General features: G+C 45.7%; 11 protein-coding genes and 1 CRISPR repeat array. Of the genes, 5 read left to right on the forward strand and 6 right to left on the reverse strand.

Annotated elements, in window-relative coordinates:
* The first annotated feature begins 117 nt into the window (after nt 1-117).
* Entirely contained in the window at nt 118-2,235 is a 2,118-nt protein-coding gene (locus tag QT979_RS27235; RefSeq protein WP_333312223.1) for a polysaccharide biosynthesis tyrosine autokinase, read from the forward strand.
* Between the two features lie 248 nt (nt 2,236-2,483).
* Here the strand turns inward: QT979_RS27235 and QT979_RS27240 are convergent, their stop codons facing one another.
* Together QT979_RS27240 and QT979_RS27245 are read right to left on the reverse strand one after the other, a co-directional pair.
* A complete protein-coding gene (locus tag QT979_RS27240; protein WP_333312224.1) occupies nt 2,484-3,383 on the reverse strand; it encodes a S1 RNA-binding domain-containing protein in 900 nt (299 codons plus the stop codon).
* A 99-nt stretch (nt 3,384-3,482) separates the two neighbouring features.
* Nucleotides 3,483-4,229 carry a dienelactone hydrolase family protein gene (locus QT979_RS27245; RefSeq protein ID WP_333188131.1) on the reverse strand — a complete coding sequence of 249 codons (747 nt, stop codon included), beginning with the start codon at nt 4,227-4,229 and terminating at the stop codon, nt 3,483-3,485.
* Between the two features lie 1,210 nt (nt 4,230-5,439).
* On the opposite strand from QT979_RS27245, the gene QT979_RS27250 reads away from it, so the two are divergent.
* A complete protein-coding gene (locus QT979_RS27250) occupies nt 5,440-7,017 on the forward strand; it encodes a reverse transcriptase domain-containing protein (RefSeq protein ID WP_333312225.1) in 1,578 nt (525 codons plus the stop codon).
* Nucleotides 7,018-7,266: 249 nt separating this feature from the next.
* A CRISPR array of direct repeats spans nt 7,267-8,736; the repeat unit is 37 nt; unit sequence GCCGGAAAAAACCTAAAACCCTATCAGGGATTGAAAC.
* A 79-nt stretch (nt 8,737-8,815) separates the two neighbouring features.
* Here QT979_RS27250 and QT979_RS27255 read toward each other — a convergent pair.
* Both QT979_RS27255 and QT979_RS27260 read right to left on the reverse strand, forming a co-directional pair.
* On the reverse strand, nt 8,816-10,018 hold the full coding sequence (locus QT979_RS27255; protein ID WP_333312226.1) for a glycosyltransferase family 4 protein: 1,203 nt from the start codon (nt 10,016-10,018) through the stop codon (nt 8,816-8,818).
* A 270-nt stretch (nt 10,019-10,288) separates the two neighbouring features.
* Nucleotides 10,289-12,607, reverse strand: coding sequence for an IMS domain-containing protein (locus QT979_RS27260; RefSeq protein WP_333312227.1), 2,319 nt, complete (start codon nt 12,605-12,607; stop codon nt 10,289-10,291).
* 458 nt (nt 12,608-13,065) lie between these two features.
* On the opposite strand from QT979_RS27260, the gene pdhA reads away from it, so the two are divergent.
* From pdhA to QT979_RS27275, 3 genes are all read left to right on the forward strand, one after another.
* The gene (pdhA, locus tag QT979_RS27265; RefSeq protein WP_006634162.1) at nt 13,066-14,103 is read left to right on the forward strand and encodes a pyruvate dehydrogenase (acetyl-transferring) E1 component subunit alpha; all 1,038 of its coding nucleotides are present in this window, start codon (nt 13,066-13,068) and stop codon (nt 14,101-14,103) included.
* Between the two features lie 241 nt (nt 14,104-14,344).
* The gene (locus QT979_RS27270) at nt 14,345-14,482 is read left to right on the forward strand and encodes a hypothetical protein (protein ID WP_333312228.1); all 138 of its coding nucleotides are present in this window, start codon (nt 14,345-14,347) and stop codon (nt 14,480-14,482) included.
* Between the two features lie 132 nt (nt 14,483-14,614).
* Nucleotides 14,615-14,797 (forward strand): hypothetical protein, encoded by a 183-nt coding sequence (locus QT979_RS27275; protein ID WP_333312229.1) that lies wholly within the window; start codon nt 14,615-14,617, stop codon nt 14,795-14,797.
* 85 nt (nt 14,798-14,882) lie between these two features.
* On the opposite strand, the gene QT979_RS29150 is transcribed toward QT979_RS27275, so the two are convergent.
* Nucleotides 14,883-15,032, reverse strand: a complete 150-nt coding sequence (locus QT979_RS29150; protein WP_445304816.1) for an MrcB family domain-containing protein — start codon at nt 15,030-15,032, stop codon at nt 14,883-14,885.
* The gene (locus tag QT979_RS29155; RefSeq protein WP_445304817.1) at nt 14,989-15,120 is read right to left on the reverse strand and encodes an MrcB family domain-containing protein; all 132 of its coding nucleotides are present in this window, start codon (nt 15,118-15,120) and stop codon (nt 14,989-14,991) included. The genes QT979_RS29150 and QT979_RS29155 overlap by 44 nt, the downstream gene beginning before the upstream one ends.
* Nucleotides 15,121-15,189: the final 69 nt, after the last annotated feature.

Consider the following 15,189-nt stretch of genomic DNA (forward strand, 5'->3'; position numbering starts at 1 on the left):
CACTTTACTATTGAGCGCGCGATCAAATAACCCAGGCCACGTAACACGCGGGCGATATATTCAGCAAGCCCTAATTACCTAGCTAGTACCCCAGCAGAGGATGACCAAGTTCTTGATATGAATTGGGTACTAGCTGTCGTCAAACGTCGCCTTCTAGTGATGGGCATAGTAGCTGCCAGCATAGCTACTTTAAGCGGTAGTTTCGTGCTTAGGGCTGCCAAAAAATCTATTACTGAGTATGAAGGAAAATTTACAGTTTTAGCAGAACCCATTACGGCTGACTATCGGCTATCAAAGCTCTTGGTCCAAGCTCAAAACAACAGTTTAGGCATCACAGACTTGAACAAAATTAAATCATCAGCGGAAGAAGGCTCTTCGGTGGATTATCAAAGTTTATCGCGGGTTTTAAAAAGCCCAGAAGTGTTACTACCATTAGTTAATAAGTTGCAAACAAGATATCCAAACTTTGACTATAAAAATTTCAATAACCGCTTGATTATCCAACGCGTTACTTTCTTACGAGATGGGAAGCAGGGTGGTACTAAACTCCTAGATATTAGCTACCGCGATCGAGACCCCAAGCGCATCCAATATGTGCTGGATGAAACCGCCAAATATTACCTAGAATATATGGATCAAGAGCGTTTAAAAGTTAGCAAACAAAGTATTGATTTTATCGATCAACAAATGCCGCAACTCCAGCAGAAAGTAGATAAATTGCAACAAGAATTACAAATGTTAAGGGTTCAGTATAACTTTAACCAACCAGAACTACGCAGCCGCAGTCTATCAGATCAGCTAGATATTTTAACTAATCGTCGCCTAGAAGTGCAAGCACAAGTGGCAGAAAGTAGGCTTCAATATGAAAGCTACAAAAAAAGATCGTTAACTGGCGATAATCGTTGGATTGTTGATATTAGCCCCAAATCTTATGAAAATTTAATTAGCAAAGTAAATGAAATAGACTCACAATTAGCTTTAAGCTCTACTCAATTTTATGAAAATAGCCTTCCCATTCAATCTTTGCGGGAAAAGCAGCAAAGTTTGCGTGATTTAATGAAAAAAGAAGCTGATGCTGTCCTCTTGCAGATGCAGTCACAACTAAAACAGTTGGAAGCTCGCGAGCGGTTGATAACTAATAGCCAAAATTTACTGCAAGCAAAAATCACTCAAATGCCCACAGCTCAACACCGCTATGATGACATACAATTAAAACTCGAACTAGCTAAAGATACTCTCAAACTCTTCCTCGAAAAACAAAAAACTTTACAACTAGATGCTGGTCAAATTGATGGCTCTTGGCAAATTATATCTAAACCAGAGTTAGTCACAAACGAAAATGGTGATCTCAACCCAGTAACAGAAAAACCAACCCGCCGTCACCTAGCAATCGCGATCGTTATTAGCACTTTACTAGGCATTGCTATAGGTTTCCTAGTAGAAGTTTTAAATACTGTTTTCCATACTCCAGAAGAAATTAAATCAGCAACTAAACGCCCTCTGTTGGGAGTCATTCCGATCGCCAAAGCGATGAAAATTAAATCTCGTAGAGGTGAAAGGGTTCCCGCTCAATTCACTAGCGTAAGTTCAAATACTAACAGTGAAAGCTTAAAACGAATAATAGTTTCAAATTCCAAAGATTTTCCTGTGGTAGAGGCATTTCACTACTTATACACAAATATTCAATTATTAAATGCGGAACACCCAATTAGTTCTTTAACCATCACTTCGACTCTTAAGGGTGAGGGTAAGTCCACTGTAGCAGTTTATTTAGCTAAAACTGCTTCTGCTGTTGGTAAACGAGTATTATTAGTGGATGCTAATATGCGTGTGCCTCAACTGCACACATACCTTGGTTTATCAAATATGAAAGGTTTAAGTAATGTTTTAAGTTCTGATTTAAGCTTAAATGAGGCTATTCAGCGATTACCCGACGATGACAATCTTTTTGTCCTCACTGCTGGTACTATTCCCCCCGATCCAATTAAATTACTTTCTTCGAGAAAGATGCACTATTTAATGGAACAATTCTTAGCCTTATTTGATTTAGTAATTTACGATACACCACCTTTAATGGGTTTAGCAGATGGTCATTTACTAGCTTCTCAAACTGATGGTACAGTGCTGATTGTAAAAATAGAAAAAACCGATCGCGGTCTGGTAAGCAAAGCTTTAGATCAACTAAATGTAGCCGATTTTAAAGTATTGGGAGTAGTAGCTAATGGGGTCAAATAACGAACGCTAAAATGAAGTTAGATAGCTAAAGGAAGAAGTAAGACTATTTTGGAGTTTTGATTGGCGAGAGGTATTAACTTAGTAGATAGGGGTTTGGAGTTAGCCTATAATGGGATTGTTTTGGGAAACTGGTAGAAGAAGTCGATGTAAAATGCAAAATAAGTAAATCAACTTAATTAAACGTAAAACGATCGCACTTTTACCACCCCCACTTCTTTAATAAGTCGGGGTGGTAATTATATCAAGACTTAAGAAAGAGTCTTTCTAGCACGTTCCGATCGCTCTTCTGCGGTATCCATAACATCCGCCATTTTATCCACCATTTCCCCTGGATAATTTTCCAGTACCCGAGTAGAAAGTGAAATTCGACCACGACTTTCATCGAGGTCAACCACGATCGCTTTTAGGGGTTGACCGGGAGCAAACACCTTGCCAAGGTTATCAATATATTTTTGGCTAACTTGCTTGATGTGCAGCAAACCGCTAACTCCTTCCAAGTCCACAAACACGCCAAAAGGCTTGATGCTGCTGACTTTTCCTTCCACCAACTGACCAATTTGCAAGTCCTTGAAGGCATTCGATTGAGTAGCCATCCGCTGGGAAAGTACGAGTTTTTCTCGTTCGCGATCGACCTCCAAAAAATTAACGCTCAAAGATTGACCAATCAGCGATTCTAGGTTATCGCGATCGACTAAGTGCGATCGGGGAATAAAACCGCGCATCCCCTGAACATCTACTGTCACGCCGCCCTTATTCGCCCCAGTAACCCGCACCTGAAGAACTTTACCGGTTTCCTGCAAATCAATTAAATCTTCCCAAGCTTGCTGAATTTGTAACTGCCGCAGGGACAAGGTAACTTGGCCATCTGCATCTTGTTCGCGGATAATCAAAAAGTCCCGTTCCTCGTCCAGCGGAACCACTTCCGACAAATCCGTTACTGTTCTCAAAGCAGCCTCTTCGATCGGCAAAAAAGCCGAAGACTTGCCGCCGATATCAACATACGCGCCGTTTGAGTCGTACTCGAACACTTTGCCGCGCACTACTTGTCCCTTCTGGAACTCGTAATTGTGCTGTTCGAGGGCTTTAGCAAAATCATCCATTGAAAAGGATGCTTTTGCGCTTTGAGAACCTGTAGATTTGGAATTCATGTCAGTTTAGTTGTCAGTTGTCAGTAATTTAGTTGGCAGTCGTCAGTAGAAAAAAATTTTCCACTCTCCCCATCTCCCTATCTCCCCATCTCCCACTCTCTAAGCTGGTTGAAGTTGCTGATGAAATAGCTGCTTCACCTGCACCCACGAGTCGGCTGCTGCCGTAGCGTCGTAACTGCCGCGGTGGTCGCAGAAGAAGCCGTGATCGGCATTGTAGCGGAAAATTTGGTGAGAAATACTGTGTTTTTGCAATTCTGCGGCGATTTGGTCAACTTGTTCTAAAGGAATGCTGGGGTCTTGAGTGCCAAAAAAGGCGTATAGAGTACCTTTAATGTCTGCTGTGCGGGCGATCGTGGGGGTTCCGCCGCCGGGGGTTTGGGTGGCGATACCGGCGCCGTAGAACGACGCTGTAGCCTTGATTTCGGGCAAAGTAGCGGCGAGGTAGGCGACGTGTCCTCCAAAGCAGAAACCGATGCAGCCAAAACCTTGTTGTTTGACAGAGGGTAGAGTTTTGAGGTAATCGATGGTGGCTTGGATATCGCCGAGAAGTTCGGAAGCTGTGGTTTTTTCTTTGTATTCTCTGCCGATTTGGATGGCTTCGGGTGTGTAGCCGGTTTCAAAGCCGGGGGCTTGACGCTGGTAAATGGCTGGGGCGATCGCCACATATCCTTCTTTTGCTATTCTTTCAGTAACTTCGCGGATGTGGGAGTTGACACCAAAGATTTCTTGAATCACGATAACTGCGGGAAATTGCCCTGGGGAGGCTGGCTGGGCTAGGTATGCAGCTATTTGCAAATCCCCGTTAGGAACTGTGATGTTTTTGGTGCTAATCTCGGCTTTTGTCATAGGTTGTTTTAAGGTAAATGCCACTGTACTGATTTTAAGTTAATTTGGGGATTCTGTATGCAATTGGCTAATAACATTTTTCGGAACGGCGAATCACAAATACCGCAAATATAGCAGGTAAAAATTCGCTTATTGTTGAAGGTTTAGGTTTCGATTAATAAGTTGGGGCCAATCACTCCTAGCAATTAATTGGGGATTCAGTTTCTATAGAATATAAGTTTTGGTCTGTGATTTTCTCAAGCATAGATTTTGATAAGTCTACGACTTGGCAGCTTTTATCTGGCTTTTTCGTGAGATTTTAGAGATCAGTGTCTAACTCGTTAGCTGTTGAATATGAGCTAAATTTTTTTGATATATCGGAGTTGTTTTTTAATCGCTTTGCTTTCTGGTTGGCGGAATCGTTTGAGGAGATTGATGGAGGCTAGGACTCAAGTCTAAGTTACGATCGCCACGCCGAAAAAAGTCATCCAACCAGTTGAAGAGATTGATGCAGGCAAGGACTCAAGTCTAAGTTACGATCGCCACGCCGAAAAAAGTCATCTAACCCAAGGAAGACAGTATTTGGTTTTTTCCGCTGTGCGCTTGCTCTCAGGTTAAGATCGAACGTATTGGTGGGGTAGAGTCCGTTGAGCGCACAATATTTTTTGCTTAGTTTGCGTCAATGGGTAGGTGTTGTGCGATTCGTTGAAACGTGAATCACGGTAATCAGTCCGTACATAACGTTTCCAGCCACAAGGCTGAACTCTCGGTCTGATAAGGGTGCAAGTCCCTTCTGCCAGACTCAGGTATGACTCCCTATCTGCCCACACCGACCAAGCTCGATTCTTGGAGAGTGAAGCTGGGAACAGGACGCAATCAGACATCTAATGTGAGGTGACACTGGCGTTAATGGGGAGTTCCGATGGTGAAATCGAGCCTAGAAAAGTAACTTATCCCAGAGCGGTACACAGACAAAACTACCGACTCCACTGGAGCTTATTCCCGCCGAATCATAATACCAATATCGGCAAGAGTCCAGGGAATCCAGTAGTTAAATTGGCTCCACCTAAAGGAACAATCAATCTAACCGAGGGAACGAAAAAAAACGGACTAAGGGTCAAGGGGAAGTCGAACCCCAAGTAGGCTAGACGAGCAGCGGAACCCCCTTAGTTCGGGTAGGACAGACCGTAATTGGTCTGAGGTGTTCAGAGTACACAAACTAGAGAAGAGCATGATTAGGCACAACAGCAATGTTAGTGAATCTTGGAAGACGTTACCTTGGAAGAAATTCCGACGGGAATTATTTCGCCTACAAAAGCGAGTGTATAAAGCGATTCAAGTTGGAGACAAGCCCAAAGCGAAGTCCCTTCAAAAGCTAATTCTGAAATCTAGGGCTGCAAGAATGTTGGCAATACGTCAAGTAACTCAACTAAATGCTGGCAAAAAGACTGCGGGAATCGATGGAAAAGCCTCACTCACTTTTGAGGAAAGGTTTGCCTTGGGTGAAGAACTCAGAGCCAAGAGTAACAACTGGAAACACCAGAAGTTACGTTCAATACCAATCCCTAAAAAGGATGGGAGTACCCGCCTCCTCAAGATACCGACTATCGCTGATAGAGCTTGGCAATGCCTCGCAAAATACGCGCTAGAGCCAGCTCACGAAGCCACTTTCCACGCCATGAGTTATGGATTTAGAACAGGAAGGTCGGCGCATGACGCACAAAAAATCCTGTTCCTCAACCTAAGCTCAAGAGTCAATGGAATAGATAAGCGAGTTATCGAACTCGATATCGAAAAATGCTTCGACAGGATAAGCCACACCAGCATAATGGAACGACTCATCGCCCCAAAGGGCATCAAGACCGGAATATTTCGTTGTCTAAAATCAGGAGTCAATCCAGAATTCCCAGAACAAGGAACCCCGCAAGGGGGCGTGGTAAGTCCATTACTAGCCAATATTGCTCTCAATGGGATTGAGGAAATACACAAATCAGTCCGGTACGCGGATGACATGGTAATAATTCTGAAGCCCAAAGATGACGCAGTGGCAATACTTGATAAAGTCAGCGAATTTCTGGCAGAACGAGGGATGAAGGTTAGTGAAAAGAAAAGCAAGCTAACGGCTACGACAGATGGGTTTGACTTCCTTGGTTGGCATTTCAAAGTGCAAAATAACGGGAAATTTAGATGCGTTCCATCAGCGGACAATTTTAAAGCATTCCGTCAGAAGGTAAAACACATCGTTAACAACTCGAATTATGGTGCTACGGTCAAAGCTGAGAAATTAGCCCCTGTAGTTAGAGGCTGGAGAAATTACCATCGCTACTGTAAGTTAGATGGGTCACGGTTTTCGCTGTGGCTCCTCGACAATAGAGCCTTCAAGGTATTTAACAAGGAATCAAAACAGAACCGCTATACTGCCAGGAAACTGATAGAAAAAGCGTTCCCGGCGGTTCCTCACTCCGAAAACAAATTTGTCAATGTCAAAGGAGAGAAATCACCTTACGACGGAGATATACCCTACTGGAGTGAGCGTAACAGCAAACTCTATAACGGCGAAACCTCTAAAGCTTTAAAACGGCAAAACCATAAATGTGGGAAATGTGGTCTAAAAATGCTAGACGATGAAAAGGTACATCTGCATCATGTAGATAGTTGCCATAGTAATTGGAAAATAAATAACCTTCTAGCGGTTCACGAAAGCTGCCACGACTATATCCACATGAGCAAAGGCGCAAGCCAAGAACATCGGGAGCCGGATGCGGGGAAACCAGCACGTCCGGATCTAACTGAGAGGGGCGGGGAATAGTATCCCCCCTCGACTCAACCAAAATCGGAGTATCAAATTTTTTGGCTCAAACTCATGTGCAGCAAGAGTTTGATGCCCCTAGTGTGAAAAAAAGATAGACGCCAAGTGTGAAAGCTTTACAGGATAAGGTTTTGGAGTGAGTATGGAAACTAGGGTATTGACAAGCCGAAGGCTGGAATGGTACTTTTATTTGATATGGACGCAACTGTACTTTGAAAACCAAATACACCCTGGCTTCTGGAACGGGCCGCCGGAAAAAACCTAAAACCCTATCAGGGATTGAAACCTACGAGGCATTGCTGGCATATTGCTACCAACGAGCCGGAAAAAACCTAAAACCCTATCAGGGATTGAAACAACAATACTTCAGATAATAACAAACCTGTTTCTACAGCCGGAAAAAACCTAAAACCCTATCAGGGATTGAAACACTTTTCCTCCTTCTTATGTACCAGGAGAGCTTCCGCCGGAAAAAACCTAAAACCCTATCAGGGATTGAAACGAATAATTTGCCAACCTACGCAGTGGCTTGTAACGCCGGAAAAAACCTAAAACCCTATCAGGGATTGAAACGCGGGTGCTGTATTGCGAGGCTTCGATTGTAAAGCCGGAAAAAACCTAAAACCCTATCAGGGATTGAAACGATTTCCAAAATTGATTGACATTCTGAGCTCGCCGCCGGAAAAAACCTAAAACCCTATCAGGGATTGAAACTCGTCGCACCAGCAAGCAGGCTGAGTTTGGAGAAGCCGGAAAAAACCTAAAACCCTATCAGGGATTGAAACCAAGGAGTGGTTAGATAAAGGCAAGATTTGCGTAGTTCCCGGAAAAAACCTAAAACCCTATCAGGGATTGAAACCTAAGTGCTGCTACTGTTGCTGGTGCAAGTGGTGTAGGCCGGAAAAAACCTAAAACCCTATCAGGGATTGAAACGCGCGAATATCTGGATTCGGAATTTAACATTTAAGCCGGAAAAAACCTAAAACCCTATCAGGGATTGAAACGAAGGAGTTTATTTTGGGTGTTACCTTTACGACAGCCGGAAAAAACCTAAAACCCTATCAGGGATTGAAACCAATCCCAGTAAGTCAAGCTGGGGCATCAGTACCGCCGGAAAAAACCTAAAACCCTATCAGGGATTGAAACGTGGAGCAATCGGAAATATCAGTAGAAATCGAACGCCGGAAAAAACCTAAAACCCTATCAGGGATTGAAACGTGGTCTGTGGTGTCACCAAACGTATTCAAGATTCGCCGGAAAAAACCTAAAACCCTATCAGGGATTGAAACTTGCCAATTTGAATATGCCAAACCGCAAAGCTGAACCGGAAAAAACCTAAAACCCTATCAGGGATTGAAACTTAGATTAATGAAATATATCGAATATGAAGGACGCCGGAAAAAACCTAAAACCCTATCAGGGATTGAAACGAAAAGAAAATCTCCTTGCCCGGTTTGTATTATGCCGGAAAAAACCTAAAACCCTATCAGGGATTGAAACGCGCCAATTGCTCACCTGATTCGGCTGAAATATTAAGGCCGGAAAAAACCTAAAACCCTATCAGGGATTGAAACAGAGTTGGCCAATCAAGAAGTAAAGAAAGAATTAGAGGCCGGAAAAAACCTAAAACCCTATCAGGGATTGAAACAAATATTACTTGACCAAGAACGCAGCAGAAAAACGCCGGAAAAAACCTAAAACCCTATCAGGGATTGAAACGACGTTGTGGCTGAGTGGATTGAGAAATTACAGGGCCGGAAAAAACCTATTTCCCCATCTAGGGCTTGAAACGCCCAAACTACAAAATTATTGGCTCAAAAATAGACCTCTCCGCTCTCTTTTTATCTCCTCCCATAACCTCAAGCAATCGATCGACTACGCGCCTCCAAGTAAAATTTTCAGCCACAAAAGCCGGGCCCGCAACCCTCGCTGTCGCAGCCAATCCAGGCTGTTCGATCGCCCCTTGCATCAAATCAGTCAAATGTTCCCACTCAGGAGCTAAGATAAATAACGTTTCGCCGTCACTCACCACAGCCGTAAATTTACTCTCAATCCGCTGTGCAAAGTTCGATCGTGTAAAATCATCGGTAGGGCCGCCCTCCGTGCAAATAACCGGCAAACCGCAAGCTGCAGCTTCCAACACCGGCAGATTAAAACCTTCTGCCAAATAGGGAGAAACATAAACATCTGCTGCTTGGTAAAACTCTGCTATTTGAGCAAAAGATAGCTGGCTACCAGTATAAATTAATCTTGGTAAAACCCTCGCTCTTTCCGCATCGTTGAGCACAACTCGGCAGGCTTCAGCAATCTCGTCTCTCGACGGATAAAGCAGTTCAGAACCTTTTAAAACTAATCTCGCATCGGGATATTTGTCAACTACCGCAGCGAAGGCTTTTAATAAAGGGCGAATACCTTTGCGATCGGTTTGTCCGCCGATGTTTAAAAATATAAAATAGTTTGACCAGCCAAAGCTTTGGCGCAGTGATTGACGCCGATCGCCCGCAGCAGGATAATAAATCTTAGGATCGACTCCCAAAGGTACAACGGCAATGCGATCTGCCTCAACTCCGCTGCGAATTAAGCCAGCTTTTGACCAAGCTGAAGGTGTAATAATTTTCGTTTCTGAATTAACCGGGGTTTGGGCGATCGACTTAACACCCATTGCCTGTAATACTGAACTGGTAATAATCCCCCATTCTGTCGCTGCAAATACCCAAGTTTGAGCGCTGCTGGATGCCGAGAAGTCCCACGGGCAGTACATTCGCACGGTAACATCGGCTGACTGATTTACCGCAGGGCTCTTAATGCTGCGAAGTAATGTTTCATTTGGGCGATCGAACAAACTAATTTTCGTTTCCCAAGCTGCGTCAATGTAGGGCATATCGCGGTGGAAAAGCTCAATTTTTCCTCGCTGGCTATCGAGCATTTCCAGCAGTTGAAATTGATTGGCTACGCAATAGGAATGATAAATAAAACGCCAGCCTTCAACAATAATCTGCAATTCAAAACTCCCACTTTTGGAATTGAAAATTCACCTAATAATCAGAAACTGGTAATTAGTAATTAGCCAGCAAAAATTACCAATTACCAATTACCAGAAAGAATAGGTTTACAGCCAGAACCCCGATCAGGAGAAATTAAAAGAAGACTGTTCATTACTCCAATCCTCTTCGTTCCAGGTAGATGTCGGTATCCCAGGTCAACTGTCAACTGCCAACTGTCAACAGTCAACTGTCAACAGTCAACAGTCAACAGTCAACTGAACAATTCCTTACTTAATCACTTGCCAATCCATAATTCGCCACTGTCCCTCTTGACGGATCAAGTCGTAGCGCACGCGCAGGTTTTCGTTGCGGGAAGAAACGAGCTGATCGCGATCGAACACTTCGGCTTTTTCCGCGACTTGGGCTTCTACTTGAGCGCGATCGGGATTAGTCGGATTCGTCTTAACTCCATTAACTTGCAGCTTGTGTACGTAACGCTGGTGCGCGTTGTTTCGCTGTTGAGCTTCTGCCATCAATTGCCAGCGAGACAAAGCCGGTTCTGTCAGAACTTGCTTTAATTCTTCGACAGCGTGATTCGGACCCAAAGCCGCTGCTTTCGCCGACAGCCAGCTTTGAACTATTTGTCCGGCTGATTCCTCAGTGATTTCTCCCGACACTGCGCCTGCAGCGCTCGGCTCTGGGGCCGCGGCCAAGGCAGGGATTTCTAGGGGCGGTTCTTCCAGGCGGACAAGGGCTTGCTCTCCTCGGAGGGGGCCCGATAGGGCTTGCATGGCGCTAGCCAACAGACTGAGTATTAACCACAGGAGTAACAGGCTCAGGACACCTGCGACTAGAAACAAAGCCAGCTTGTTTGGAGGCATGGACTTAACTTGGGCGGTAAGTTCTGCTGCCTTGGTGCGCGCCCGATCGACAAAATCGCCCTTTAGCCCATTGCCGCTTGCTCCGCTGCGCCCTGAATGTTGGCGTCTGCGATGTTTGGAAGTCGATTCAGCAGGGTGTGGCACTGTAGCTATCGGGAGAGAGACAGGGGCAACAGCGCTCGGCGCGGCTACCGTTGCCGGGGATTTCGCGCCCGAAGCTGCGGTGGAAGCCTCGCCCGGTACGGGGGTCAATGTGACCATACTGGCTCCCTGCTTGGCTGTGGGTGGCTGTGCAGGTATGGCAGCGGGCGATCGGCCTGCTGTCGGTTGCAGTCGCCCTGGGAGCTTGCCGGCGCGGGGCTGCACGACGACCCATTCGTTGGCGGTTTCTGCGTCCTGTGGCAAAGCTTCTAGGTAAGCTTGTACTTTCGGGTCAGCAAAGTAGTCTTTCAAGGACACTGACTCGTTGGCCAAGTCGCGGAAGTGGGGAAACACTTCTTCTTGTAGCCAATGTTCTGCGTACAAGCACAGTCCGGGCAACAAGTCGGGTGAATCTTGGGAATGTTCGCGAATGAAGGCCAGGGGTTCTTTTTCCGAACTGAGTTCGAGGGCTCTGCTGGCTTCTTCTGTCTGGCCCAGCAGCAGGGAACAGACGGCTTTTTCTAGGTGAACGTCTTGGCGGCGACCGAGCTGCATCAGCATCAGCTTGGCGCGACGGATCATCGATGGCTGTCTGGCGGCAAATCCTTGGGCTAACAGGGTGTAGACCGAGAGGTAAGTGGCGACTGCGGAGGGGCGGCCGGCTTCGGCTTCAAATAGCGCCTGCTGCTCGCTGCTGGTTAGGTGTTTACGCATTTGCTGCACGAACCGGAGGAAGTCTTCTATTCCTAAACCCGATCGATCATCTCCCGAACCGTCGATACCGCCTCGTTCTTGAAGCATTTCTCGCAGGATTTCCAGTCCCCGGCGACGCTCGGCGACTTTTTCTTCGGGAAGTGATAATAGCTCTAAAATGTTGTACGGACGGAGTTTGTATATGTCGGCTTGCATTTCACCCCTCACGCTTGCAAATAGGCTTTCGCGCAGCAGCAATTCTTGACCTGCTTCTAATGATTTTGCGGCATTTTCGTACTGACCTTGCTGCCACTGTTCGCGGCCGAGTTCTAGACAGGCAAGGCTGACAGTTAAAACTATATCTGGCCTCACGAGCTGGGGGTCGCCGAAACGACCTTCTGCGATCGCGATGCTGCCATTGTTAAGATACGGGCGACCCAGCTTCTGTACGAGTTCGTATTCCCCCAGTTCTTGCAGTATGAGCAGGGCTCCTACGAATTGGTTGTCATCGATTTCAATACTTGGAGTGTGGGGGTCGGGAGCAGCCTCTAAAGTCTTGGACTCTGGCGGAGCGGTTTCTCCTGTGTCTTGCAGGAAGGTGGCCGTGCCTGCTGAGGTTTTTGACCTCTGGTGCTTGGCTTCCTGTGCGGCTTCCGACTCTCGATCGTAAGTTTTGGCTAAAAAACTGGCATCGTAAGCTTTGCGCCCCTCTGAGTCTGACAGAACGGCGCAGGCTTCATCGAGCAGTTGTTTACGGGCGACGATCGCAACTTCGGAATACTCCCGGCGCGGAAGCTGTAAAGTTCGATCGCGGTGAGCCTGCTGCAACTGTTCGGCAGTAGCTTGAATCGGTAGACCCAAAATCCGGTAGTAATCTAGTGGAATTAACATAAGTTAAAGAACTGTCCACTTCCCCAAAGCGCTAGCAACTGAATTAGCCTATCTTAAGTGACATACTCCCGCAAACCAAATCAAAAATTCTGGTGTTGGAGTCCAACCGCCCCATTCGCGCTATGTTGGACTTGCCGTAGATATACTCTGATTTTTTTCGCTCTAAGGCGTTTTACAGTGAGGAAAATACCTTGCCCCACTGCCCGTCAGCTAAAGGAGTGGTTTGACTCTTGAGCATTTTCGGGTTTGAGAGTAATGGAATTATATCATTCGTTTGCATGGGGTTTAGATGGGAGTTTGTTCTCCGAGTCCCCGCAATCCGCCACGCCTGCCAAACACATTTTAACAATTGGTGAACTGTTGCACAGAAAACGTTTGATCGTTTTCTGCTGCGGTTGTGTCCCATCTGGGTTTAAATTTAGATGTCTAGGAAGCCGATCGTCGGGTATTAATTATTTATGGTTCAGGAACGGACTTTACCAGTTTTTGACGCGCAAAGCGTAAACATTTCTCGGGATGAGGGCTTGATGCTCTACGAGGATATGGTCTTGGGGCGCTACTTTGAGGACAAGTGTGCTGAGATGTACTACCGGGGCAAAATGTTTGGTTTTGTCCACTTGTACAACGGTCAGGAAGCTGTGTCTACTGGCGTGATTCGATCGATGCGCCGGGATGACACTGATTACGTCAGCAGCACCTACCGCGATCACGTTCACGCTTTGAGCGCGGGCGTCCCGGCGCGGGAGGTAATGGCTGAGTTGTTCGGAAAGGAAACTGGTTGCTCGAAGGGCCGCGGCGGTTCGATGCACATGTTTTCGGCCGAACACCGACTGTTGGGAGGTTATGCTTTTGTGGCTGAGGGGATTCCTGTAGCTACGGGGGCGGCTTTTCAATCGAAGTACCGGCGCGAAGCTTTGGGGGATGAGAGTTCCGATGGCGTGACTGCTTGTTTTTTTGGCGATGGTGCTGCAAATAACGGGCAGTTTTTTGAATGTTTGAATATGGCGGCTTTGTGGAAGTTGCCGATTATTTATGTTGTGGAAAACAACAAATGGGCGATCGGGATGGCCCACGAGCGAGCTACTTCTGACCCGCTGATTTACAAGAAGGCTCATGCTTTTGGCATGGCTGGTTTTGAGGTTGACGGGATGGATGTTTTGGCGGTGCGGGAAGTGGCGAAAGAAGCTGTAGCGCGGGCGCGAGCCGGCGAGGGGCCGACTTTGATTGAGGCTTTGACTTATCGCTTTCGCGGCCATTCTTTGGCCGATCCTGATGAGTTGCGTTCTAAGGAAGAGAAGGAATATTGGTTCCCCCGCGATCCGATTAAGAAGTTGGCTGCTGATTTGATCGATCGAACTTTGGCAACTGCTGAAGAATTGAAAGAGATCGATAATAAAATTCAAGCAGTAATTGATGATGCAGTCGATTTTGCTGAGAAAAGCGCTGAGCCAGATCCTAGCGAATTGTATCGGTTTATCTATGCAGAAGATGAGTAAGCTTTTGTGCATTTAACTTGTATGTTTAGGGCAGCTAGGATGCCCAACCCCTACTCCCCACAAGAGTGATATATCCCCGTAGGGACAGGGCGAAAGCCTTTGTCCCTACTGCACTTCCTAAACCTGGAATACGCTGTAAGACTTACGTACAAACTCTACTTGTAGGGTTGGCACTGCGAACCTTACTACCATAAATTGTGGCTAGAATCAAAGGTAGACTTTATAGACGAAAAGAGGCGATATGATAAATCTCGATCGCGATCTAGCTCAAACCAGCAAAAATATGGGTGCAGTTCGAGTCAAAGTCAAGCTAACCAATGCCATTGATGAAGAGTTAGTCAAGAGAGGATTGCTCAATCCAAGTCTTTTGCGTGTGTAAGAAGCAGAAGCACTCATAGATACTGGCGCAGTACGCACAGCTATTCCTGTAGAAGTCTGCGAACACCTGGGTTTAAGAATTAGGAGTCAGGAAATAGCAAAATATGCTGATGGCAGACAAGAAACAGTGGGATTGACTGGGCCTATTATCATTGAACTGGAAGGGCGCGAGACAATTGAGGCGGCAATGGTTTTAGGCGATATGGTGCTAATCGGTCAAACTGTGTTAGAAACTTTAGATTTGCTAGTAGATTGCAAAAATCAGCGTCTAGTTCCCAATCCCGAAAACCCCGAAAGGCCTGTATTGAGAGTTTAATACTAAATAAAGTAGTTGCCTTTGGGATAGAATCAAGCTGAAGATCGAGAGGTTCAGAAAATTCCCTAAGCTAGTCAGAACCAAGCTAATCTGCTATTCCTTGATTGAGAGAAAGATCAACGCCAGAGAAGTCCGCGCGAAAAAAATAAACACAGTAAAACCCCGACTGGACATTCTCAGTTACAAGCTTGTTAAATATTGCTACCCAACCAAGGAACTTTAGCCCAAGAACCATTACCGGGTGAAGCTTTTACGCTATAGATTTCTGGTAATTCCCAGGAAGCACTTATTGATTTCGGCACTACATTTCTGACATAAGGAATGAAAAATAAATAAGTTGATTAGTTATCGGTTATAATGAAAAAAGTGTGAGATTACAATTTTTACCAAAA

The organism is Microcoleus sp. w2-18bC1 (assembly GCF_036700365.1).
Classification (GTDB): domain Bacteria; phylum Cyanobacteriota; class Cyanobacteriia; order Cyanobacteriales; family Microcoleaceae; genus Microcoleus.

Coding starts and splice junctions, on each gene's coding strand:
- QT979_RS27235 (WP_333312223.1), top strand. CDS start 118: ATGAATTGGGTACTAGCTGTCGTCAAACGTCGCCTTCTAGTGATGGGC.
- QT979_RS27240 (WP_333312224.1), bottom strand. CDS start 3,383: ATGAATTCCAAATCTACAGGTTCTCAAAGCGCAAAAGCATCCTTTTCA.
- QT979_RS27245 (WP_333188131.1), bottom strand. CDS start 4,229: ATGACAAAAGCCGAGATTAGCACCAAAAACATCACAGTTCCTAACGGG.
- QT979_RS27250 (WP_333312225.1), top strand. CDS start 5,440: ATGATTAGGCACAACAGCAATGTTAGTGAATCTTGGAAGACGTTACCT.
- QT979_RS27260 (WP_333312227.1), bottom strand. CDS start 12,607: ATGTTAATTCCACTAGATTACTACCGGATTTTGGGTCTACCGATTCAA.
- pdhA (WP_006634162.1), top strand. CDS start 13,066: ATGGTTCAGGAACGGACTTTACCAGTTTTTGACGCGCAAAGCGTAAAC.
- QT979_RS27270 (WP_333312228.1), top strand. CDS start 14,345: ATGATAAATCTCGATCGCGATCTAGCTCAAACCAGCAAAAATATGGGT.
- QT979_RS29150 (WP_445304816.1), bottom strand. CDS start 15,032: ATGGTTCTTGGGCTAAAGTTCCTTGGTTGGGTAGCAATATTTAACAAG.